Source organism: Streptomyces sp. NPDC051576 (genome assembly GCF_040681835.1).
In the GTDB taxonomy this organism is placed as follows: domain Bacteria; phylum Actinomycetota; class Actinomycetes; order Streptomycetales; family Streptomycetaceae; genus Streptomyces.
In genome coordinates, this window is sequence record NZ_JBFAZO010000005.1 from 700,081 (window position 1) to 721,929 (window position 21,849).

The 21,849-nt window shown below is 71.1% G+C and carries 25 protein-coding genes; 14 read left to right on the forward strand and 11 right to left on the reverse strand.

The features are described from left to right. Window positions 1–17: 17 nt before the first annotated feature. From fabG to AB0M63_RS20405, 3 genes are all read right to left on the reverse strand, one after another. Window positions 18–779, reverse strand: a complete 762-nt coding sequence (fabG, locus tag AB0M63_RS20395) for a 3-oxoacyl-ACP reductase FabG (protein WP_366020337.1) — start codon at window positions 777–779, stop codon at window positions 18–20. 143 nt (window positions 780–922) lie between these two features. Further along, window positions 923–1,339, reverse strand: a complete 417-nt coding sequence (locus AB0M63_RS20400) for a DUF3037 domain-containing protein (RefSeq protein WP_366020339.1) — start codon at window positions 1,337–1,339, stop codon at window positions 923–925. Next, on the reverse strand, window positions 1,336–2,091 hold the full coding sequence (locus tag AB0M63_RS20405) for a HipA family kinase (protein WP_366020340.1): 756 nt from the start codon (window positions 2,089–2,091) through the stop codon (window positions 1,336–1,338). The genes AB0M63_RS20400 and AB0M63_RS20405 overlap by 4 nt, the downstream gene beginning before the upstream one ends. Window positions 2,092–2,285: 194 nt before the next feature. Between AB0M63_RS20405 and AB0M63_RS20410 the strand changes: the two genes are divergently transcribed. Next, the gene (locus AB0M63_RS20410; protein ID WP_355903900.1) at window positions 2,286–2,771 is read left to right on the forward strand and encodes a Rieske (2Fe-2S) protein; all 486 of its coding nucleotides are present in this window, start codon (window positions 2,286–2,288) and stop codon (window positions 2,769–2,771) included. Between the two features lie 26 nt (window positions 2,772–2,797). On the opposite strand, the gene AB0M63_RS20415 is transcribed toward AB0M63_RS20410, so the two are convergent. Further along, a complete protein-coding gene (locus AB0M63_RS20415) occupies window positions 2,798–3,448 on the reverse strand; it encodes a cysteine hydrolase (RefSeq protein WP_355903897.1) in 651 nt (216 codons plus the stop codon). 144 nt (window positions 3,449–3,592) lie between these two features. Between AB0M63_RS20415 and AB0M63_RS20420 the strand changes: the two genes are divergently transcribed. Beyond that, complete coding sequence (locus AB0M63_RS20420) at window positions 3,593–4,060, forward strand: pyridoxamine 5'-phosphate oxidase family protein (RefSeq protein ID WP_366020342.1); 468 nt, start codon at window positions 3,593–3,595, stop codon at window positions 4,058–4,060. 23 nt (window positions 4,061–4,083) lie between these two features. Here the strand turns inward: AB0M63_RS20420 and AB0M63_RS20425 are convergent, their stop codons facing one another. Then, the gene (locus tag AB0M63_RS20425) at window positions 4,084–4,986 is read right to left on the reverse strand and encodes a LysR family transcriptional regulator (RefSeq protein WP_355903890.1); all 903 of its coding nucleotides are present in this window, start codon (window positions 4,984–4,986) and stop codon (window positions 4,084–4,086) included. Window positions 4,987–5,059: 73 nt separating this feature from the next. Between AB0M63_RS20425 and AB0M63_RS20430 the strand changes: the two genes are divergently transcribed. Then, window positions 5,060–6,004, forward strand: coding sequence for a DMT family transporter (locus AB0M63_RS20430; RefSeq protein ID WP_355903887.1), 945 nt, complete (start codon window positions 5,060–5,062; stop codon window positions 6,002–6,004). A 65-nt stretch (window positions 6,005–6,069) separates the two neighbouring features. Here the strand turns inward: AB0M63_RS20430 and AB0M63_RS20435 are convergent, their stop codons facing one another. After that, window positions 6,070–7,401 carry an aminotransferase class I/II-fold pyridoxal phosphate-dependent enzyme gene (locus AB0M63_RS20435; protein WP_366020343.1) on the reverse strand — a complete coding sequence of 444 codons (1,332 nt, stop codon included), beginning with the start codon at window positions 7,399–7,401 and terminating at the stop codon, window positions 6,070–6,072. A 48-nt stretch (window positions 7,402–7,449) separates the two neighbouring features. On the opposite strand from AB0M63_RS20435, the gene AB0M63_RS20440 reads away from it, so the two are divergent. Then, complete coding sequence (locus AB0M63_RS20440; RefSeq protein ID WP_355903881.1) at window positions 7,450–8,148, forward strand: pyridoxamine 5'-phosphate oxidase family protein; 699 nt, start codon at window positions 7,450–7,452, stop codon at window positions 8,146–8,148. After that, window positions 8,148–8,780 (forward strand): FMN-binding negative transcriptional regulator, encoded by a 633-nt coding sequence (locus AB0M63_RS20445; protein ID WP_366020344.1) that lies wholly within the window; start codon window positions 8,148–8,150, stop codon window positions 8,778–8,780. Before AB0M63_RS20440 ends, AB0M63_RS20445 begins: the two co-directional genes overlap by 1 nt. A gap of 10 nt (window positions 8,781–8,790) precedes the next feature. On the opposite strand, the gene AB0M63_RS20450 is transcribed toward AB0M63_RS20445, so the two are convergent. Continuing rightward, a complete protein-coding gene (locus tag AB0M63_RS20450) occupies window positions 8,791–9,735 on the reverse strand; it encodes an EamA family transporter (protein ID WP_366020346.1) in 945 nt (314 codons plus the stop codon). Window positions 9,736–10,027: 292 nt separating this feature from the next. Here AB0M63_RS20450 and AB0M63_RS20455 point away from each other — a divergent pair, with 292 nt between their 5' ends. After that, complete coding sequence (locus tag AB0M63_RS20455; protein ID WP_366020348.1) at window positions 10,028–10,504, forward strand: carboxymuconolactone decarboxylase family protein; 477 nt, start codon at window positions 10,028–10,030, stop codon at window positions 10,502–10,504. Window positions 10,505–10,553: 49 nt separating this feature from the next. Beyond that, window positions 10,554–11,477, forward strand: a complete 924-nt coding sequence (locus AB0M63_RS20460; protein ID WP_366020349.1) for an RNA polymerase sigma-70 factor — start codon at window positions 10,554–10,556, stop codon at window positions 11,475–11,477. Window positions 11,478–12,095: 618 nt separating this feature from the next. Here AB0M63_RS20460 and AB0M63_RS20465 read toward each other — a convergent pair. Then, complete coding sequence (locus AB0M63_RS20465; RefSeq protein WP_366020350.1) at window positions 12,096–13,100, reverse strand: EamA family transporter; 1,005 nt, start codon at window positions 13,098–13,100, stop codon at window positions 12,096–12,098. A 46-nt stretch (window positions 13,101–13,146) separates the two neighbouring features. Continuing rightward, the gene (locus AB0M63_RS20470; protein WP_366020351.1) at window positions 13,147–13,695 is read right to left on the reverse strand and encodes a Clp protease N-terminal domain-containing protein; all 549 of its coding nucleotides are present in this window, start codon (window positions 13,693–13,695) and stop codon (window positions 13,147–13,149) included. A gap of 198 nt (window positions 13,696–13,893) precedes the next feature. On the opposite strand from AB0M63_RS20470, the gene AB0M63_RS20475 reads away from it, so the two are divergent. Then, the gene (locus tag AB0M63_RS20475) at window positions 13,894–14,082 is read left to right on the forward strand and encodes a hypothetical protein (RefSeq protein ID WP_366020352.1); all 189 of its coding nucleotides are present in this window, start codon (window positions 13,894–13,896) and stop codon (window positions 14,080–14,082) included. Between the two features lie 121 nt (window positions 14,083–14,203). Further along, entirely contained in the window at window positions 14,204–14,632 is a 429-nt protein-coding gene (locus tag AB0M63_RS20480; protein WP_355903857.1) for an SRPBCC family protein, read from the forward strand. 105 nt (window positions 14,633–14,737) lie between these two features. On the opposite strand, the gene AB0M63_RS20485 is transcribed toward AB0M63_RS20480, so the two are convergent. After that, entirely contained in the window at window positions 14,738–15,373 is a 636-nt protein-coding gene (locus AB0M63_RS20485) for a PadR family transcriptional regulator (protein ID WP_355903854.1), read from the reverse strand. A gap of 160 nt (window positions 15,374–15,533) precedes the next feature. Between AB0M63_RS20485 and AB0M63_RS20490 the strand changes: the two genes are divergently transcribed. The 4 genes from AB0M63_RS20490 (at window position 15,534) to AB0M63_RS20505 (ending at window position 19,112) form a co-directional block, all read left to right on the forward strand. Then, window positions 15,534–16,430, forward strand: a complete 897-nt coding sequence (locus AB0M63_RS20490; RefSeq protein ID WP_366020353.1) for an aminoglycoside phosphotransferase family protein — start codon at window positions 15,534–15,536, stop codon at window positions 16,428–16,430. Window positions 16,431–16,583: 153 nt separating this feature from the next. Then, window positions 16,584–17,339, forward strand: a complete 756-nt coding sequence (locus AB0M63_RS20495) for a hypothetical protein (RefSeq protein WP_366020354.1) — start codon at window positions 16,584–16,586, stop codon at window positions 17,337–17,339. Beyond that, a complete protein-coding gene (locus tag AB0M63_RS20500) occupies window positions 17,336–18,004 on the forward strand; it encodes a class I SAM-dependent methyltransferase (protein ID WP_366020355.1) in 669 nt (222 codons plus the stop codon). Before AB0M63_RS20495 ends, AB0M63_RS20500 begins: the two co-directional genes overlap by 4 nt. Window positions 18,005–18,302: 298 nt before the next feature. After that, window positions 18,303–19,112, forward strand: coding sequence for a PhzF family phenazine biosynthesis protein (locus tag AB0M63_RS20505; RefSeq protein ID WP_366020356.1), 810 nt, complete (start codon window positions 18,303–18,305; stop codon window positions 19,110–19,112). Window positions 19,113–19,118: 6 nt separating this feature from the next. Here the strand turns inward: AB0M63_RS20505 and AB0M63_RS20510 are convergent, their stop codons facing one another. Next, complete coding sequence (locus AB0M63_RS20510) at window positions 19,119–19,919, reverse strand: type II CAAX endopeptidase family protein (RefSeq protein WP_355903839.1); 801 nt, start codon at window positions 19,917–19,919, stop codon at window positions 19,119–19,121. Window positions 19,920–20,060: 141 nt separating this feature from the next. On the opposite strand from AB0M63_RS20510, the gene AB0M63_RS20515 reads away from it, so the two are divergent. Next, entirely contained in the window at window positions 20,061–21,848 is a 1,788-nt protein-coding gene (locus tag AB0M63_RS20515) for a substrate-binding and VWA domain-containing protein (RefSeq protein WP_366020357.1), read from the forward strand. Window position 21,849: the final 1 nt, after the last annotated feature.

The following is a 21,849-nucleotide window of genomic DNA, read 5'->3' on the forward strand; positions in this document are numbered from 1 at the left end:
CCGTGTTCCCGTGTTCGCTAGTTGAGCGGTCCGCCGGCGACGTACAGCACCTGGCCGGAGACAAAACCGGCCGCCTCGTTCGTGAAGAAGGCGACGGCGTTGGCGATGTCGTCGGGCTCGCCGACGCGCTGCACCGGGATCTGGGTGGCGGCGGCGGCCTTGAAGTCGTCGAAGCCCATGCCGACGCGGGCGGCGGTGGCGGCGGTCATGTCGGTGGCGATGAAGCCGGGGGCGACGGCGTTGGCCGTGATGCCGAACTTGCCCAGCTCGATGGCGAGGGTCTTGGTGAAGCCCTGGAGACCGGCCTTGGCGGCGGAGTAGTTGGCCTGGCCGCGGTTGCCGAGGGCGGAGGACGAGGAGAGGTTGACGATCCGGCCGAAGCCCGCGTCGACCATGTGCTTCTGGACGGCCTTGGTCATCAGGAAGGAGCCGCGCAGGTGGACGCCGAGGACGGTATCCCAGTCGGAGACGCTCATCTTGAAGAGCAGGTTGTCGCGGAGCACGCCCGCGTTGTTGACGAGGATCGTCGGCGCGCCGAAGTCGGCGGCGATGCGCGCGACGGCGGCCTCGACCTGTGCCTCGTCGGAGACGTCGGCGCCGACCGCGAGGGCCTTGCCGCCGGCCGCGGTGATCTTCTCCACGGTGTCCTTGCAGGCGGCCTCGTCGAGGTCGATGACGGCGACCGCGCGGCCCTCGGCCGCGAGGCGTACGGCGGTGGCGGCGCCGATGCCCCGCGCCCCGCCGGTGACAATCGCGACCCGCTGCTCAGTGGTGGACATTGCTGGTTCTCCTCGCCCTTGAGAAACTCTCGCCCTTTGAAATCCGCGGCCCGCCGGTGAGCGACCGCTTAGTACCTTCGGCAGACGTGACGCTAGAAGCCCTGGCACGCGGTGTCAACGTGCGCGCCGCCCGGTGTGATCCATTACCTCACCAGCAGGTCCAGCAGGCGCTCCGCCTCGGCCGCCGGATCGAGGGTGAGACCGGTGTGCACCGGCCCCGGCTGCACGACCGTGGAGCGGGGCGCGATCAGCCAGCGGAAGCGCCGCCCGGCGTCGTCCCGCGCCGCCTGACCGGCGGCGTCACCGCCCGCGCACACACCTTCCACGGCGCCGAGCGCGGCCCGGATCCCGGCCACATCGGCGTGCGGGTCGAGGGCCAGCAGCCTGGCCTCGTCCAGATGGGTGCGGGCGCCGACGTAGGAGCGGGCGCGGCAGTAGACCAGGACCCCGGCGTTGATCTGCTCGCCGCGCTCGACACGGGGGACGACGCGCAGCAGGGCGTACTCGAAGACGTCCCGTTCGTTGGCCTCGCTGGGCCGGATGATGTGGCGCTCGCTCACTGGTCCCCCTGGACGCGCTCGTGGATGACGGCGGCGCGCGCGAGGAGGGGCGCCGCGTAGGCCCGGCGGAGGTCGTCGGGGGTGTCGAAGCCGGGCTCGCCGGTCAGCCAGGCGTCGGGGATCTCGGCGGTGACCTCGGCGAGGAGGTCCTCCGTGACGCGCGGGGCCAGGTCGGCGGCGGCGGTCGCGAGATCGGGGGTGAAGCGGGCGAGGGCGTGGTCGGCGGCGTCGTAGGGGCGGGCCGCCGAGGCCTGCGCACCGGGCCAGTTGTGGTGCCAGATCATGGTGGCGCCGTGGTCGATGAGCCACAGATCGCCGTGCCACATCAGCAGGTTGGGGTTGCGCCAGGAGCGGTCGACGTTGTTGACCAGCGCGTCGAACCAGACGACCCGGCCGGCCTCCTCGGAACTCACCGTGAAGGCCAGCGGGTCGAAGCCGAGCGCGCCGGACAGGAAGTCCATGCCGAGGTTGGCGCCGCCGCTGGACCTGAGCAGTTCCTGGACCTGCTGGTCGGGCTCGCCGAGACCGAGCACCGGGTCGAGTCCGAGGGTCACCAGGCGGGGCACCCGGAATCCCAGCCGTCGGGCCAGCTCCCCCACGACGACCTCGGCGACCAGCGTCTTGCGGCCCTGTCCTGCGCCGCTGAACTTCATGACGTACGTCCCGAAGTCGTCGCCCTCGACGAGACCCGGCAGCGAACCGCCCTCCCGCAGAGGCGTGATGTAGCGGGTCGCGCTGACTTCCTTGAGCATCGCCCCAGATTACTGGTGCCCGTAGTGAGGGCCTGTTCAGGCTTTATGCGCGCCTGACAGCGGAACGACAGCGACGTTTTACGCCTGCCTGATCTCGATCAGGCCAAGCTCTCGACACCGTCTGAACGACGGTCATCCGTATCCCGTACCCCTTTGCACACCCTCAGATGCTTCCCTATGGAAGGAACGTCAGCATGACCAGCGATTCGTTCGAACCCGTCACGGCGCCCTCCCGTCGCACCGCGTTGGCGGCGGTCGGCGCGACGGGGCTCGCCGTCGCGCTGACCGCGTGCTCATCGAGCGACGACTCGTCGTCGGACACCTCGGGCTCCTCGGACACCTCCGGCTCCACCAGCACCGCCGGCTCGTCCACCGCCCAGGGTGACGCCGGTGGCACCGAACTGGCCAAGACCACCGACATCCCCGAGGGCGGCGGCAAGATCTTCGCCAGCCAGGGCGTGGTGGTCACCCAGCCGACGGCGGGCACCTACAAGGCGTTCTCGTCGAAGTGCACCCACCAGGGCTGCGCGGTGAGCACCATCAGCAACGGAGTCATCGGCTGCCCGTGCCACGGCAGCGAGTTCTCCGTCACGGACGGCAGCGTGAAGAAGGGTCCCGCGACCCAGGCCCTGCCCGCCGAGCAGATCTCCGTGTCCGGGGACTCGATCACGTTGGCGTGACGGCCGGCGTTCCGCTGATGTGACGGTCAGCCGCGACCCGCTTCACGCGGTCGCTTGAAACAGCGCAGCACCTCGTCCGTGGTCGCGACCGTAGCGACCAATGCGAGGGTGTTGCGGATCATCGCGGGGGTGTACTCCGAGGGCACCCCCGCGATGGCGTCCCCGGGCACGACGACGGTGTAGCCGCGGTTGACGGCGTCGAACACCGCGTTGGGGATTGCCACGTTGGCCGAGACGCCGGTGACGATCAGTGTGCGGCAGCCGAGGTTGCGCAGCAGTGCGTCGACGTCGGTGCCCTGGATCGGGGACAGACCGTGCAGCCGTCGTACGACGAAGTCCTCTTCGGTGACCTCTATCGGAGGTGCCACGCGCACTGCGGTGGTGCCCGACAGTTGCCGCACGGGCAGGCGTTCGGCGGCGCGGAACAGCCGGGCGTTGCGGTTCGCGCCGCGCCCGTCCGGGCGGCGTTCGGCGATCGCGTGGATGACCTGGACCCCGCTCTCGTGCGCGGCGGCGACCAGTCGGGCGACGTTGGCGAGCGTGCCCGACGAGCGTGCCGCGAGGGCGAGTTCGGGCAGCGCGCTGTCCGGGCCGACCACCCCCTGCTGGCACTCGACGGTCAGCAGCACGGTGCTCACCGTGTCGAGGATCTCACTGAGTTGTTCGTGCGACGGCATGGCTCTCCCTTGTCGTCGACGGCGGGGCGGGTGACAGTAGCGAGCATCGCGTGCGCAGGGAAGACCGACGCTATTGCGTCCACTCTTCTCGCGCACCGCCCGAAGCGGCTGCCCGCCGCTCGTGCCGTAGCCGAAGGGGATCGCATGACCGCCACTCAGCGCCGGGGCCGGAAGATCATGATGACACCCGAGGAACTGGACGAATTCCTCGCCACCGAGCGGACCTGTCGCGTCGCGACCGTCTCCGCGGACGGGGCGCCGCATGTCAGCCCGCTCTGGTTCGCCTGGGACGGCACCTCGCTCTGGCTGTACTCGATCACCCGCAGCAAGCGCTGGGCGGACCTGCGTCGCGAACCGCGCGTCGCCGTGGTGATCGACGGCGGGCACGCCTACGACGAGTTGCGCGGCGTCGAGCTGTCCGGGACCGTCGAGTTCGTGGGCGAGGCTCCGCGCACCGGGGAACCGCATCCTGAACTCGTCGCCGTGGAGAAGCTGTTCGCTCAGAAGAACTTCGGCCTCGACTCGATGCCGTACGACGGCCGGCACGCGTGGGTACGGCTGACGCCGGACACGGTCGCCTCCTGGGATTTCCGCAAGTTGGCCGCGCTGTAGGCGAGTTGCTCTCGGGCAGGGCTTCAGGCGACGGTTCCGGCCGCCGCCCGCAGTGCCTCGACCGCCGCGCGGATGGAGGGGCGGCGGTCGGCGTCCGCGCGCCATACGACGTACACATGGCGGCGCACCCGCTGCTTCAGGGGGACGGTGACGACTCCGGACGGCATCGGGTTGCGGCCCAGCAGCGGCGCGACGCACACGCCCAACCCGGCGGCGACCAGGCCAAGTTGGGTGTGTGTCTCGGCGGCACGGTGGCCGATGATCGGCTCGATGCCCCGGGAGCGCAGGGTGAACATCAGCCATTCGTGGCAGAACTCGCCCTCGCCCCAGGTGATCCACTCGTCGTCCGCGAACTCCCCGAGGTCCACCTCGGCGCGCCCGGCCAGCGGATGGCCGGCCGACATCGCCACGTCGGCCGGGTCGTCCAGGATCGGCGCCTTCACCAGGCCGTCCGGCAGCGGCATCGGCTTGTTGTACCAGTCGAGGACGACCGCGAGGTCGAGGTCGCCGCGCACGACGCCCGCGACGCCTCGCTCCGGCTCCTGTTCCGTGGAGCGGACGCGCAGCGCGGGGTGCCGGGCGCGCAGCTCGGCGAGCGCGGTGGGGAACAGGCCGCGGGCGGCGGTCGGGAACGCGGAGAGCCTCAACTCGCCCACCACCTGGCCACGTTGGGCCTCCAGGTCGGCCTGGGCCAGTTCCACCTGGGAGAGGATGCGCCCGGCGTGCTCCGCGAGCAGCCGGCCCGCGTCCGTGAGCCGCACCCCCCGCCCGTTCTTCGCCAGGAGCTGCTGGCCCACCTCCCGCTCCAGCTTGGACATCTGCTGCGACACGGCCGAGGTCGTCACATGCAGCCCCTCGGCGGCACCACTGACCGAGCCGTGCCGGGCGAGGGCGTCCAGGGTGCGCAGGCGCTCAAGGTTCAACATGTAAGCGATACTACGAGATACCGGGCGGGAGATTTCGCTTGTGCTACGAGGTCGGGTCCAGGACGGTTGTCCCATGAGCACAGTCACCGCCCGCGGGAGCCAGCTCCCGGCCGCGACCACCACTCCGCTCCCCCGCCCCGCCCTCGACTGGCGGCTGCGCTTCGGGGCCCTCTCCCTCATCTGGGGCTTCAGCTTTCTGCTCATCAAGGTGGGCACACAGGGCTACGCACCCTTCCAAGTCACGTTCGGGAGGCTGCTGTTCGGGACGGCGGTGCTCGCGGCGGCGATGGCGGCGAAGCGGGAGCGGCTGCCGCGCGGTGCGCGCACCTGGGGTCATCTGACGGTCGCCGCGTTCCTCCTCAACGCGCTCCCCTTCTCGCTCTTCGCCTACTCGGAGCTGACGATCCCGTCCACGCTCGCGGGCATCTGCAACGCGACCTCGCCGTTGTGGGGCATGGCGCTCTCCCTGGTGGCCCTCTCCGAGGACCGGCCGACGCGCGTCCGGGTCGCCGGTCTCGGCCTCGGCTTCCTGGGCGTCCTGACGGTCCTCGGCGCCTGGCAGGGCTTCAGCGGCCTGGACGCGCGTGGCACGGCGATGGCCCTGCTGGCCTCGCTCAGCTACCCGATCGGCTGGATCTACGTCCGCCGGACCCTGGCGGGCACCAACACCTCGCATCTCTCCCTGACCGGCGCCCAGTTGCTCCTCGCCACCCTCCAACTGGCCGCCATCACCCCGCTGTTCACCTCCCTGCCGACCCACTTCCCGGTCCTCCCCCTGCTGGCGATCGCCGCACTGGGCGCCCTCGGCACGGGCCTCGCCGTCCTCCTCCAGTACGGCCTGGTCGCCGAGGTCGGGCCCACCACCGCCCAGATGGTCACGTACTTCATCCCGGTCATCGCCACGGCCGCGGGCGTCGCGATCCTGGGCGAGTCGTTGAGGTGGTCGACTCCGGTGGGTGCGGTGATCGTGTTGGCGGGGGCGGGGCTTACGCAGGTGCGGGGGAAGAGGGCGGTGTAGGTCGGCGGGTGGAGGCCGGTCTTTGGGCAGTGGGGATACCCACGATTCCCCGCGCTCGACTCCCCCTACGCATAACCCCGAACCGGCACCACCCCACACGCCGAAGCGATCGCCTCCGCCAGTACGCCGGTCTCCTCGGACGTCAGGGTCGAGACCGTGACGCGGATGCCCGGTGGTGCGCTCATGCGGAAGCGGGCGCCCGGGGCGACGGCCCAGCCCGCGTGGAGGAGGCGGGACACGGCGCCCGTCTCGTCCGGTACCGGGATCCACACGTTGAGGCCGCTGCCGCCGCAGGCCGTGACCCCGCGCTCGGCCAGCGCGGCGATCAGTGCGTCCCGGCGCTCGCCGTACGCGGCCGCCACCGCCGGCGTGTCCACCGCGCCGTCGGCCCACAGCCGGGCTACGGCTCGCTGGGTCAGGCGGCTGACCCAGCCCGGGCCCAGTCGTTGGCGGCCACGGACGCGGTCGAGGGTGACGGCGTCGCCGGTGAGTACGGCGAGCCGTAGATCGGGGCCGTACGCCTTGGCGACCGAGCGGACGAAGGCCCAGGGGCGGGTGGTGCCGGCCAGGGGGTGCAGGGGCTGGTCGACGATGCCGTGACCGTGGTCGTCCTCGATCAGCAGGATCTCCGGGTGGCGGCGGAGCACGGAGCGCAGGGCACGCGCGCGCGTGGCGCTCACCACGGCTCCGGTGGGGTTCTGCGCGCGGTCGGTGACGATCAGGGCCCGCGCCCCGGACTCCAGCGCGGCGCGCACATCGTCGGGGAGCGGCCCCTCGTCGTCGACGCGGACGGGCCTCACGCGCAGTCCGAGCGCCGGTACGAGGTCGAGGAGGCTGCCCCACCCGGGATCCTCGACAGCGACGGTGTCCCCAGGCTTCAGATGGGCCGCGAGGACGCGCTCGATGGCGTCCAGGGAGCCGGAGGCGACGGCCACGGGGCCGGGCGGCACGCCGTCCGCGTCCAGTTGGGCGCGCGCGATGCGGGCCAGTTCCGGTTCGACCGGGTCGTCGCCGTACATGACCGGTTCCCGGTCGGCCCGCTCGGCGGCCCAGGTGAAGGCCGGCGCCAGGGCGGGCAGCAGTACCGGATCGGGGTTGCCGTGGGACACGTCCCGCACCCCCCGCGGAACCTCCACCCGGATGTGCTCGCGCCCGGTCGTGGCCGGCTTGGGCCGCACCCGGCTGCCCCGGCGCCCGGCGGTCTCGATCACCCCGCGCTCCCGCAGGGTCCGGTACGCGGCCGCGACCGTATTGGGATTCACCCCCAGCTCGACCGCCAACTCCCGCATGGGAGGCAGCACTTGACCGGGCTCCAGCTCCCCGGAACCCACCGCACGCTCGACGTCCGCCGCGATGTCCGCAGCACGTCGCCCCTGAATCCGATATCCTCCTAGCACAAAGCAGATTATGCACTAGTGCAATACGGAAACGCAAGGGAGAGCACCATGGTGAGCGCCGTCCAGGGGACCACCTCACAGCCGACGTCCGAAGCCGACGCCTACACGCCGACCGACCGGACCGTCCCCACGCGCGCCGCGAACCGGGCGTCGTACGACAGGGAACTGGTACACGCGATACTCGACCAGGCCTACGTCTGCCACCTCGGCTTCGTCCGCGACGGTGCGCCGGTGGTGCTGCCGACGTTGTACGGCCGGGTGGGCGAGCGGCTGTACGTGCACGGTTCGACGGGTGCGCGCCCGCTGCGGATGACGGGGCAGGCCGACCCGGGGCTCCCGGTGTGCCTGACGGTCACGCATGTCGACGGTCTGGTGCTGGCCCGCTCGGCCTTCCACCACTCGATCAACTACCGCTCCGTGGTGGTGCACGGCATCGCCCACCAGGTGACGGACCCCGAGGAGAAGCGGACGGCGCTGGACGCACTGGTCGACCATGTCGTGCCGGGCCGGGCGGCGGACTCACGGCCCGCCGACAAGAAGGAACTCGCCGCGACCATGGTGATCCGCCTCGACCTCGACGAGGTCTCCGCCAAGGTCCGCACCGGCGGCGCGAACGACGACCCCGAGGACCTGGACCTCCCCCACTGGGCCGGCGTCGTCCCCCTCCTGCCGGCCTACGGAACCCCGCTCCCGAACGACGACCTGGCCCCCGGAACCGAACTCCCGGGCTACCTGGCGGCGTTGTGATGCTCATCCACCCCTGGGACGCACCCCACGACGACGCCGAGTGGCAACACTGGCTGGCCGCCCACGACTTCGGGCAGCTCGCCGTCAACGGCCCTCCCGGCGAAGCCCCGTTGGTCCAGCCGCTGCACTTCGCCTACGACCCCGGGCGCGGCGAGGCGGTCACCCACCTCGCCCGCCCCAACCCCCTGTGGCCCGCGCTGGAGGCGAACCCCCAGGTGGTGCTGAGCGTCGTCGACGACTACGCGTACATCACCGGCCCCTGGCAGGCGGAGCCGGACGGCCCGTCGGAACACGGCGTGCCGACCAGCTTCTACGCGGCGGTCCAACTCCGGTGCACCGCCCACCTGGTGGACGACCCCGCCGAGAAGGCGACCCTGCTCAACCGCCAGGTCGGTCACTTCCAGCCCGAGGGCGGTTCCGCGACGGTCGCGGCCGGCGAGGCGCCGTACGGACGGCTGTTGTCGGGTATCCGCGTGCTGCGGCTCGAAGTGACCGGCGTACGGGCGAAGTTCAAGTACGCGGGCAAGCGGTCGGTGGAGGTGCGGGACCGTATCGCGACGGGGCTCGCTCAGCGGGGTGGTCCTCGGGACGCAGCGGCACGGGAGCATCTGCTGCGGCGGCGCGAGGGGTGAGCGCCTCTTGTCACACGGGGACCTGTTCGTCGGGTGTCGCCGTGCGGGCCTCCGTCACCGCGAGGCCCGCGACCGAGCCGAGCATCAGCAGGGTGCCGGCCAGGGTCGTGGGCGTCAGCGGTTCACCGAGCAGGACGACGGCGAGGCCGGCCGCGCTCACCGGTTCGAGGAGCATGATCACGGAGACCGTGGCGGACCGTACGACGGCCGCCGCCGCGAAGTAGAGCGCGTAGGCGAGGGCCGTCGGGACGGTCGCGATGTACCCGAGCAGCCACAGGACCCGGCCGGGCTGGGCGGTGTGCGGCACCAGCCCCTCGGCCAGGGCGAACGGCAGCAGGCACAGGCTGGTGACCGCGAAGGTCCAGACGGCCGTCCCGGACGCGTCCCTCCCGCCGTCACGGCCCCAGCGCCGGGTGAGCAGGGTCATGGCCGAGCCGCCCGCCGCCGAGACGAGCGCCAGCAGCACGCCCGGCGTCCGTACGGTCGCGGCCGGCCCCAGTGACAGGACGGCGAGCCCGGCGAGCGCCCCGCCCACGGCGACCGTGCCGGCGGCACCGAGCCGCTCCCCCAGGGTCAGCCTCGCCCCGAGTGCGACGAGCACGGGTCCGGCGCCGAGTGTGACGACGGTCGCCACGGCCAGGCCGGTGGCCTCGACGGACGCGAAGTAGGCCGTCTGGAACACGGCCAGTCCGAGGCCGGTCGGCACGGTCCGAAGGATCTTGCGGCCGAGCGGTTCGGATACGGCGGGGCGGGCCCGCGGGCTGCGCAGGAGGTGGACGGCGAGCAGCAGCACGAAGCCGGCCGCGCAGCGCCAGAAGGACAGGGCGAGGGGGCCGAGATCGCTGGTCCGGTAGACCAGGGAGGCGGCGGCGCCCGCGGTCCCCCAGGCGACACCGGCGACGATCAGGTAGAGCAGGCCTCGCCCGACGGGCAGGCCGAGAGCGGTGTTCGACACGCGTGGTCTCCGCAGAGGTGCAGAAGTGCGACGAGGAACCCCGGTCGGCGGGGTTCGCGGACTTCGTCTGCGGGCAGCACCGTCCGGCCCGGCGGTACCGGGCGTGGAATCCGGAGGGCCCGCCTCAGGCGGCGGGCGGCGGAAGCTGGAGTGCGGTCGCGTGCATGGCGGTCAGCCTAAGGGGCGGCGGCCGGGAGACGCAGGTCACTTTCGTCGATGTCACAGGGGGTCGGGCTGTCTCGTCTCGGGGGATGTAGAGGCACTGACGACCACAGCCCACGGAGGGCACACCATGGACGCACGACTGAACTACCTCGCCAGCCCCATCGCCGGCAAGGCCGCCAAGCAGTTCATGTCGGTGGGCAGGACGCTCAAGAACTCGTCCCTGCCGCCCCTGACACAGGAGTTGGTGGCGCTGCGGGTGAGCCAGATCAACGGCTGCGCCGTCTGCGTCGACATGCACACCAAGGAGGCCGACGCGGCGGGCGAGACGGCGGTGCGGCTGCATCTGGTCGCGGTGTGGCGGGAGGCCACGGTCTTCACCGAGGCGGAGCGGGCCGCACTGGAGCTGGCCGAGGAGGGGACCCGGGTCGCGGACGCGGGCGGCGGGGTGAGCGACGAGGTGTGGGCGCGGGCGGCCAAGCACTATGACGACGAGCAGCTCACTTCGCTGGTCATCCTGGTCTCCTTCATGAACTCGGTGAACCGGCTGAACATCATCACCCGGCAGCCGTGCGCGGGCGACTACAAGCCGGGAATGTTCGGCTGAGCGAGTCACAAGGAACAAGGCAAGTACCGTCAGCAGAAGGGGAATTGGCGTGACCAAGGTCGAGGAGTTCGAGGAGCTGCGGCCGCTGCTGTTCTCGATCGCCTATCGGATCCTGGGCAGTGTGGGCGAGGCCGAGGACGCGGTGCAGGAGACCTGGCTGCGCTTCGACGGCACGGCCACCCGGCCCACGTCGACGAAGGCCTTCCTGTCGGCCACGGTGACGAGGATCGCGATCGACGTCCTGCGGTCCGCGCGGGTACGGCGGGAGGAGTACGTCGGTCCGTGGTTCCCCGAGCCGCTGCTGAGCGACCCGTACCAGGATCCCGCGCGCTCGGTGGAGCTGGCCGACTCCGTGTCGATGGCGGCCCTTCTGCTGCTGGAGCAACTCAGCCCGCTGGAGCGGGCGGTGTTCGTGCTGCGGGAGGTGTTCGCCTTCGGCTTCGACGAGATCGCCACCACCGTGGGCCGTTCGGATTCGGCGTGCCGGCAGTTGCTGGTACGGGCACGGCGGCACATGGCGGACCGGCGCCCCCGGTTCGCCGCGGACCGGCAGGAGCGGCAGGAACTGGCGACCCGGTTCTTCGACGCGTTGAAGGACGGCGACGTGGGCGGCCTGCGTGAACTGCTCGCCGCCGATGTCCAGTTCGTCGGGGACGGCGGCGGCAAGGCCCCTCAACTGGCCAAGGCCGTTGTCGGGGCGGAGAACGTGGCCCGGGTACTGGGCACGGTCTTCCCCTGGCTGATCCGTATCGACGTATCGTGCGAACCCCACGAGGTAAACGGCCAGCCCGGCGCACTCTTCCGCGACCGCGACGGCAAGGTGCTGCACACCCTGGCCCTCGACATGCTCGACGGACAGATCCAGACCATCCGCGCGGTGATCAATCCCGACAAGCTGGGCCACCTCGGTCCGGTGGCCGACGCGTGGGCCGTCGACCGTGAGCTACGGCAGGTACGTCGGCGGCCGAGTTGACCCGACCGTGGGCGATCAGGCGGCCGTCTCCCGGTCCGGACCGCAGCCCGCAGCCCTCCGAGGGGGCCGAGGACAGCGTGATGAACACGACAAGCAGAACAACCACCCAGCCGCCGACCTGCGCGGTGATCAACCCGGAGGGACTTGGCGCTCGGTCCAGTCGCGACGCCTGGGCCGTCGACCGCGCGCCGAGGCGGGCGCGCCGGCAGCCGAGTTGACCCGAACCGTGGGCGACCGTTCGTACGGCGCTAAGGCGGCGGCTGTCCCGCGGACGGTCAGCTCGCGTTCCCGACCACCGCTGGCCACCGGCACCTCGGAGCCCTTCGTAGGCGCCACGAACCACAACAGGCGCATCGACGACCACGCTGACGGCCAGCGGGCAATCAGGCGAACGCCGCTCAGGCGGACGTCTCCCGCTCCGGACCACCGCCCGCCACCGGTCGCTCGGAGCCTCGTGGAGGCCGGGGGCTGCGCGACGAACGAACCGCGCAGGACGACCGCTCCCCACCATCCGCGCGGTGATCGATCCGGACAGACTCGGCAGCCTCGGCCAAGTCGCCGAGGGCCCGGGCCGTCGACGGCCTCGCTGACAGACAGTGGCAATCGGGCGGGCGCCGCTCACGCAGCCGTCTCCCGCGCGCTCAACTCCCGCTCCGGACCACCGCCGGCCACCGGCACCTCGGAACCCTTCGTAGGGGCCGAGGACTGGGCGATGAACGCGCCGAGCAGGACGACCGCTCCGCCGGCGATCTGCGGTGCGGAGAGGTGTTCGCCGAGCAGGATCCAGGCCAGGACGGTCGCGATGACCGCTTCGAGGCAGGCGACGACGCCCGCGACCTGGGGCGAGAGGCGGCGGACGGAGACCACTCCGGTGACGTAGGCCAGGACCGTGGCGACCAGGACGATCCAGGCAAGCAGGGCGGCGGCCGGGACGACGGTGCCGTTCATGTGGGCGTCGCCCTTGAGGATCGACCAGTCCATGGTCCAGGGGCGGGCCACGGCGGTCAGTACGAGGGCGCCGACGAGCAGGCCGTAGGCGATCACGCCGAGCGGGTCGGGGGCCTCGGCGCCGGCTTCGCTGCCCTGGTCGGACAGGACGAAGTAGCCGACCTGGCAGCAGGCGGCGCCGAGCGCGAGCAACAGTCCCACGGCGTCGAAGCTCAGGCCGGACCACACCTCGACGACACAGGCAAGTCCACCGGCCGCGAGGACCACGCCGAGCGCGGCGGCGCGGGTGACCGGACGCCGCTGCACGAACCGCACCCAGCCGAGGACGAGGGCGGGTGCGAGGTACTCCACGAGCAGGGCGACGCCGACTGGTATTCGGGAGATCGCGGCGAAGTAGCAGGCCTGGACACCGGCGACGGCGAGCAGTCCGAATCCGAGGAGCAGCGCGGGGCGACGGCGTACCAGCGCGCGGTGCCGTACGGCGAGGGGCAGCATCACGAGTGCCGCGCCGGCCACCCTCAGCCACACCACGTGCAGCGGGTCGAGCCCCGCCTCGATCAGCGGCTTGGCCGCGACACCGGACCCCCCGAAGGCCAACGCGGACCCGAGCGCCAGGCCGAGCCCGACCCCCTTCCCGCCTCCCACCGCACCGCTCTCAGACGTATCCACGGCCACATGATGACAGGCGGCGACAGGAGCGTCACCCCCGTTGACACCTGTCTCAGCGCGTGGACGGTTCCGGGGCGGGCGGGGGTGCGGTGCTCTCGATCCAGACCAGCACCTCGGGCGACTCGATGCCCGCCCGGCGGAGGACCTCGACGGCGCGGGACTCGGGGTCCGCGACGATCGCGGCAAGGAGGTCGATGCCGCAGGCCAGGTCCTCGCCACGGAGTTCGGCGCGCTCACAGGCGTACTCCAGGGCGCCCGCGGCCAGCGGTGACCAGCCCTCGGCGGCGGTGATCACGGGGATGGCGCCGGAGTCCTCGACCGTGCCCTGCCAGCGCAGGCCGTAGCCGATGCTGCGCTGCACGAGGTAGCCGAGCAGTCGAGCGATCCGCGGGCCGTCACCGAAGACGGCACGTGCCTGGGGGTCCGACTCCAGGAGGCTGTGCAGCAGGTGGGCCGTGTCGATCTGGCGGTCCCCGTCCCGCAGGGCCCGGCGGCGCGCGCCGACGACCACCGCCGCCAGCTCCGCGCTGAGTCTGGCATCGTTGTCCGCGCGGTGGATTCCCTGCTCGTGGGCCGACTGCCTGGGGATACGGGGTTGCACACTCCCACCCCATCAGTCCCCCGCGTCGAGGGCATCCCCGGAGGGAAGCATTTCGACGTCCCACACAAAGTGGACCCTGGCCACCGCAATCTCCTCCTTACGGATGAGATCACGCTCCCCGACCCTGAGAGGCGCGCGCGTGACCAGCGTGCGCCCCGTGCGCAACCGCGCCGCGTCCGGCGTACGTCTTTCGCGAACATGGAGAGCAGGTGCTGGCTGGTGGCTCTGCCGGCGGTCGACGGCAGACAGTACGTGTACCGGGTGTACGCCCCGGAGGACGCACTGCTCGCCGACCTGTTCTGGGACGCCTGGCACTGTCACGACGAAAGCACTTACCCGCGCGCGTGGGACCTGTTCGACGCGGCGGTGATACGGCGGGTGAGCTGAACCCCGGCGGGCAGACGGACGCTCGGACGCACACAATTCCTGACGGTTCATCAGTATTGAATGTTCGGCGCTCTGCGGCTACGTTCCGCGACACCGTAGCCCGATACGAAGAGGTGGTCGCATGGCCGAAATCAGCGCGGAGGCACGCATCGAGGCCCCGGCCGAGAAGGTGTGGGCACAACTCACGGACTGGCCCGCGTACGGCGAGTGGAACGCGACGCACACCAACTTCCCCAAGGGCGGCCCGGAGACTCTCGAAGTGGGCGGGACCTTCCAGGAGAACATGAAGCTGATGGGCTTCCCGGCGGAGGTCGAGTGGACCGTCGAGGAAGTGGAACCGGCCCGCGTGCTGGCCATCCGCGGCAAGGGCCCGATGGCCGTGAACGTCGCCACGCGCTACACCCTCACCCCCGACGGCGACGCCACGACGGTCCGTATCGACGGCGAGTTCACGGGGGCGGCGGTGTCGTTGATGGCGGGCAAGCTGAAGGACTCGGGGACGGCCGCACTGAACGAATCGCTGCGCAAACTGGGTGGGCTGGTGGCCTGAGGAAGGCACCGGGACACCGCAGGAACGGGAACGCGCACAGGAAAGGCGCCCCACGGAGGTTCCGCGGGGCGCCTTGCCCTTGTGCCCCATCCGACCTCGAGGACATCAGTCCTCGTCGGCCAGGATCAGGTACAGCTTCTTGCGGGCGTCGTTGATGACGGTCAGCGCCTTCTCGCGCTGCTCCTTGCTGCCGGTCTTCCAGACCTGGCCGAAGGCCTCCATCAGGCCGAAGCCGGCCTGGCGGATCTCGCTGAGGGCCTCCCAGTCGACACCGCGGGAAGCCTCTTCCCAGGGGGCGTCCGGGCCCTCTTCGGCCGCGGTGCGGCCGGCGTCGGTGAGCGCGAAGAGCTTCTTGCCGCCCTCCGACTCACTGGCGATCAGACCCTCGTCCTCCAGCAGTTGCAGGGTGGGGTAGACCGAGCCGGGGCTCGGCTTCCACGCGCCGCCACTGCGCTCGGCGATCTCCTGGATCATCTCGTAGCCGTGCATCGGCCGGTCCTTGAGGAGCGCGAGGATCGACGCACGTACGTCGCCGCGCCGCGCCCTCCCCCTGGGGCCGCCGCGCCCTCGTCCGCCCCAGGGGCCGGGACCGAAGCCCGGGCCGAAGCCGGGTCCACCGGGACCGCCCGGGCCACCCGGCCCGAAGGGACCGAAAGCCGCACGCCGTCCGTCAGGGCCACCCCGGCCGCGCCGGAAGGGGCCGTCCTGTCCATGTCCACGCTCGTATCCGTGGGTACGCATCGCAATCACTCCATTCCATCGTTGATCTGTCGCGATGCGTCAACGATATATCGGAACTGTTCGGGTGGCAACCCCCGACCGATAACTAGTGGCTGTCGTCGCGGTCGATCTGATGTGCTTCCGGCGGACGGCATTGGACCAGCGGAAGAGCCTGCGAAAGATGACCATGCACGTCGACCAAGTGGACGTGTCCACCGACATCGTCGCGACCTTGATCCAGGAACAGTTCCCTCAGTGGAGCGGCAGGGCGATCCACCGCCTGTCGTCGACCGGGACGGTCAACGCCATCTTCCGTATAGGGAACGACCTCGCCGCTCGTCTCCCCCTGCGTCCGGCCGATGCCGCCGAGGCGCTGGCGGTTCTGGAACAGGAAGCCCGGGCGAGCGCGGAGCTGGCGCGGGTGTCCCGGTTCCCCGCCCCGGAACCCGTCGCCCTGGGAAAGCCCGGAGCGGGTTACCCCATGCCGTGGTCGGTCCAGACATGGCTGCCGGGAACGGTCGCCTCCGATGCCGACCCGAGCGGGTCGGACGCGTTCGCCGAGGACCTCGCGGCCTTCATCGCGGCCCTCCGGGACGCCGACACGCGCGGGCGGCTGTTCAACGGCGAAAATCGCGGCGGCGTTCTCGCTCACCACGACGACTGGATGGCGGAGTGCTTCGAGGAGAGCGAGGGGCTGCTCGACGTGCCCCGGTTGCGCCAAGTGTGGGACTACTTCCGGGAGTTGCCCCGCACGGGTGCCGACGTGATGAGCCACGGTGACTTGATCCCCGGCAATGTGCTGGTCGCGGGAGACCGGCTCAGCGGCGTACTCGACACCGGCGGCTTCGGCCCGGCCGACCCCGCGCTGGACCTGGTCAGTGCCTGGCACCTGTTGCGGTCAGGCCCGCGGGAAGTGCTCCGGCGGGCACTGGCCTGTAACGATCTGGAGTGGGAGCGCGGCAAGGCATGGGCGTTCGAACAGGCGATCGGCGTCGTCTGGTACTACGTCGAGAGCAATCCGGCGATGAGCGGAATGGGGCGCCGCACACTCGACCGCATTTTGGAGTCGATGGAGTGATGTCGGCGATCAACTGCCCTGCCACCGCACCGGTTTCGCCCCCGCCCGTCCCCCTGAGATCGCTCTGAAACCGCGTTGAATCGCGCGTCAGCGACTCTCTGCCGCATGACGACAACAGCCCGGACAGGGACAGCGGCGCGAGAGGGGATCATCATGAACGGCCTGCGACTGATCCGCCGCCACGCGGCGGCCTTCGGGCGCTTCGCCGGGCTGGGCAGCGGGATCACCCTGGTGGCCTCGGCGGCCTTGGTCCCGCTGGCTCAGTGGATGCCGTGGATGGCGGCGAACGCGCTGACCACCGTAGCCTCCACCGCGGTCGCCACCGAGTTGCACGCCCGCGTCTCCTTCGGCCACGGACGGCCGGGCCTGGCAGGGCACTTGAAGAGCGCGGCCACCATCGCCCTCGGCTGGCTGGTCACCTCCGGCGCGGTCGGCGCGCTGGCCGCGCTCCGCCCCGAAGCCGGACTCGTCCTGCAACAGACGGTGTATCTGTCGGCCACCGCGCTCGTCGGCATCGGCCGCTACCTCGTGCTGCGCCTGGCCGTGTTCGCGGAGCGCGCCCCGCTGCCCCACACCGGCAACGACGTCCGGCTGCGTCAGGGCCCGCGGCACCATCACCGGCCAGAGCCAAGGGAGTTGCTGCCCATGGCAACCATCGCGGGCCCAGGCCGTGTCCGCAAAGTCCCGTCGTCCGCCCGCAGGGCGGGCCGCGCGCCCGCCGCGGAAGCGGCTGATGTCGCAGTCGGCGCCTGCTCTCGGCGTGCCCGGCGTAGAGCCTCGTACTGGACGTACTTGGGTCTGCGCCGGGTGCGGCCAGTGGGGGCACCGCCCTTGAGGCAGCGGGGGAGCGTGCCGGACGTCGCGCGGCAGGCGGGACTTTGCGGACACGGCCTAGAGTCGCCCGCATGACCGACCCCTCCTACCTCTCCGCGATCCGGGAGTCGTACGACACCGTCGCCGCCGCCTATGTCCAACTGGTCAAGACCCCGGCCGAGTTGGACCCACTGTCCCGCGCGATGCTGGCCGCTTTCGCCGAGACCGTGCGGGCGGCCGGCCTCGGCCCGGTGGCGGACCTGGGCTGCGGGCCCGGCAGATTCACCGCGCATCTGGCGGAGTTGGGGGTGCCCGCCTTCGGCATCGACCTCTCCCCGCGGATGGTCGAACAGGCCCGCCGCGCCTACCCCGGTCTGACCTTCACCGTGGGCTCGATGACCGCCCCGGATATCGGGGACGACGAACTGGGCGGCATCCTCGCCTTTTACTCGACCCATCACACGCCTCCGGATCAACTGCCCGTCGTGTTCGCCCAGTTCCACCGCACACTCGCGCCCGGTGGCCTGCTGATGCTGGCCGGCCACGTGGGCGACGGCCAACTCCTGCGCCCTACAGAGGCGTACGGCGGCCGTCCCGTGTCCTACGAGTCCTATCTGCTCCCCCCGGATCGGATCGCCGGGCTGCTGGAAGGGGCCGGATTCACCCTCACCGCCCGGCTGGTCCTGGAGCCCGCCGAGGGAGCGACGCGGACGCACGCCACGTTCCTGGCCCGGAAACCGGGACGCCCTTCGCCGTCGTAAGGACGGCCCCCCGCTGCCCCTACACCTCGATGTGCGAGCCCATGATGACCGCGCGGTCGCGCTGGAGGCCGGAGTGCTCGGCGGCGTCGGCCGTGATGTAGGCGGTGATGATGGGCAGCCGTTTGCGCCGGGGGCCATGGCCGACGTGGGGTGGTGATGGTGTCGGTGACCGCCATACCGAAGACGAAGGCCACGCCGAGGGCGCCCGTCACCCGCGCGGACCGTGTCGCGGAAATCGGTCCACCACCCGCGAATTGGCCTTGTTCCGCCACGTCCAAGAACGTCTAGCGTCGACGTCATGCGGATCCGAATAGTCGACGCCTTCACCGACCGTGCCTTCGCCGGCAATCCGGCCGGGGTGCTGCTCCTGGACGCCTTCCCGGCGGACGAGCGGCTGCAGAAGATCGCGCTGGAGGTCAATCACGCGGAGACGGCGTTCGCCCACCGGCTGCCCGCGGGCGGCGACGCCGACTGGGCGTTGCGGTGGTTCACGCCGGCCACCGAGGTGGCGATGTGCGGGCACGCGACCCTCGCCACGGCCCATGTGCTGCACACCACCGGCGCCCACGAGGGACCCGTGCGTTTCGCCACGCTCAGTGGTGTCCTCATCGCCACGCCGGCCCAGGACGGGTCCATCACCCTCGACTTCCCGACCGCACCGCTCACCCCCGTGGAGATTCCGGACGGTATCGCCGAGGCCCTGGGCGCCGAACCGCTCACCGCGTTCGACACCGGCCCGAACATCGGCGACCTCGTGGTCGAACTCGCCGACGAGAAGACGGTCGTAGGACTGGCACCCGACCACAAGTCGCTCGCCGCGCACTCCACGCGCGGCATCATCGCCACCGCACGGGCCGAAGACCCCACCCGGGGCTACGACTTCGTCTCCCGCTGTTTCTTCCCGAACGTCGGGATCGACGAGGACCCGGTCACCGGCAGCGCGCACACGGCACTGGCTCCCTACTGGTCCGAGCGGCTCGGCAGCACGGTCCTCACCGGGCTGCAGGCCTCGCCGCGCTCGGGGCGTGTCCGTACCGAACTCCGCGGTGACCGGACCCTGTTGAGCGGGCGGGCAGTCACGGTCATCGACGGCGAGCTGCTGGTCTGAGGCCGCTCACGCGGTCGGCAGCCAGCCCACCTTTCCGGCCAGCAGCGCGTAGCCGACGAACGCCCCGATGTCGAGCAGGGAATGCGCCACCACCAGGGGACCCACCCGGCCCCATCGTCGGTACAGGTAGACGAAGACCACGCCCATCACCATGTTGCCGATGAAGCCGCCGATGCCCTGGTAGAGGTGGTAGCTGCCGCGCAGTACGGAACTGGCCACCAGGGCGGTGCCCGGCGTCCAGCCCAACTGGCCGAGGCGGCGCAGCAGATACCCCACCACGATCACCTCTTCGAGGATCGCGTTCTGCATCGCGGAGAGGATCAGGACCGGGTACTTCCACCAGACGTCGGGCAGCGCCTCGGGTACCACCGTGAGGTTGAAGCCGAGGCCGCGGGCGGCCAGGTAGAAGGCGATTCCGGTGCTGCCGATCACCGCCGCGATCCCCGCGCCACGGCCCAGGTCGGGCCAGGGCCGGGTGCGGTCGAAGCCGATCGTGCGCAGGCTCTCGCCCTCCCTCAGGAGGAAGTGCGCGACGAGTGCGACGGGGACGAGGGCCGACGCGATTCCGAACAACTGCCAGGCGAGATCGAGCCAGGGGCGGCCCGGTGCGGCCGAGGCGTTGAGGGTGGCCGCCTGGTCCTTGAGGCCTCCCGGTTTGGTGACCGATCCGACAAAGCTGATCAGGGCGGACACTCCGCTCGCACCGAGCGAAAGCCCCAGAACGAGCAGCGCCTCGGACCGGAGAATCCGCCGTGTGGGCCGCTCCAGCGGAAAAGTTTCGGCCACCTGCCCTGCCTCCACCTGCACACCTGCCTTCAGTTCGGAAATCCCGCCTCATGCCCATCTTCGCCCCGCTAGGGTCTCGAATGAACTTACGAAGATCGTGCGCGACAGGCCGTTGGGGGAGACGGACCGGCACGAGGTTCAACTGGGAGGGACACCACCGTCATGGGACGTCACAGCTTGCCCGATCAGTACGGGGCGGGCGGCAGCGACCCCCGTCCCCGCGCGCGCCGCCGTACGGTGGCCATCGCCACGGTTCTGGTGCTGACCGTCGCGGGCGGTACCGCGGTGGCGGTGCAGAGCGGTCTGCTGTCCTTCGGTTCCTCCTGCCGGAAGGACGCGGTACGGCTGAAGCTCGCCGCCTCCCCCGACATGGCGCCCGCCCTGCGCGCGGCGGCCGGGCAGGCCCGGGACGAGGCGATCACCTCCGACGGGCAGTGCCTGAACATCTCGGTGACGGCCGAGGAGTCGTACAAGTTCGCGGACGGCCTCAAGGCGGGCAAGCATCCGGACGTACAGGTGTGGGTGCCCGACTCGGAGTTGTGGGTGAGCCACGTCTCGTCGGCCGCCGACAGCAATGCGACGGAGGTGACCCCCGCGGGCAACGTGGCCTCCACGCCGGTCGGAGTGGCGATGGTCCCGGCCGCCGCGAAGTCGCTGGGGTGGCCGAAGAAGACGTACACCTGGCTGGACCTGGCCGGTGCCACCTTGCAGGACGACTCGCTGCGGCTGGCCGCGGCCGACCCGGCGCGCAGCGCGACCGGGCTGCTGGCGCTCACCGAGTTGAGCACGGCCGCCGCCAAGGTCAAGGGCGGGGCCACGCAGGCGGCGGCGATGATGAAGACGCTGTCGCAGCGGATCTCGGACACCGACAGCCAGGTCCTGGACACCCTGCCGCGTGACTCCTCGGGAACCGAGCAGGGCAATCCGAAGCGCAACCAGGCGCTGGTCCTCAGCGAGCAGTCGGCGTTCGCGTACAACGCGTCGGCCGACAGCGACGGGCGACTCGACCTGTTCTATCCGAAGGACGGCTCGCCCCGGCTGGATTACCCGTACAACCTGGTCGACCAGGAGCGGCTGACCACGGACCAGAGCCGGGCCGCGATCCGGTTCCTGACCTATCTGACGCAGCCCGCGCAACAGAAGCTCATGGTGAAGTACGGCTTCCGCACCGATGACGAGGACGCGCCGAAGGCGGTGGTCGCCAAGGCGGGCGGCATCAGTCCGCAGCCGTACGCGGTGCCGCCGGCCGAGCCCGCCTCCGACGCCGCGCTCCAGGAGGCGCTGGGCACCTGGACGATCACGGTGCAGAGCGCGCGGATCACCACGGTCGTCGACGCGTCCGCCTCGATGTCGGAAGCGGTGCCGGGGACCGGGCAGTCACGGATGGACGTCACCAAGGCGTCGCTGCTCCAGGCGCTGGCCACCTTCACGCCCGAGGACGAGATCGGGCTGTGGGAGTTCTCCACGAAGCTCGACGGCGACAAGGACTACCGCGTCCTGGTGCCGACCGAGCGGCTCGGCGACCGCACGGGCGACGGCACCCAACGCGACCGGCTCTCGGCGGCGTTCGGCGGTCTGAAGCCGGTGCCGAACGGCGCGACGGGGCTCTACGACACCACGCTCGCCGCGTACAAAGCGGCCACGTCCTCTTACGCGAAGGGGAAGTTCAACGCGTTGGTCATCCTGACCGACGGGGTCAACCAGGACCCGGGGAGCATCTCGCGGACCACGCTCCTCAAACAGTTGCGGCAACTCGCCAGCCCCGAGCGGCCGGTGCCGCTGATCATGATCGCGGTGGGTCCGGACGCCGACAAGGAGGAGGCCCGGCAGATCGCCGAGGCGACCGGCGGTTCGGGCCACGAGGTGAGCGACCCGACTCAGATCCAGTCGGTGATCCTCCAGGCCATCGTGGCGGCCGGCGCGTCGGGCGCCTCCGCCGACGCGGGCTGAA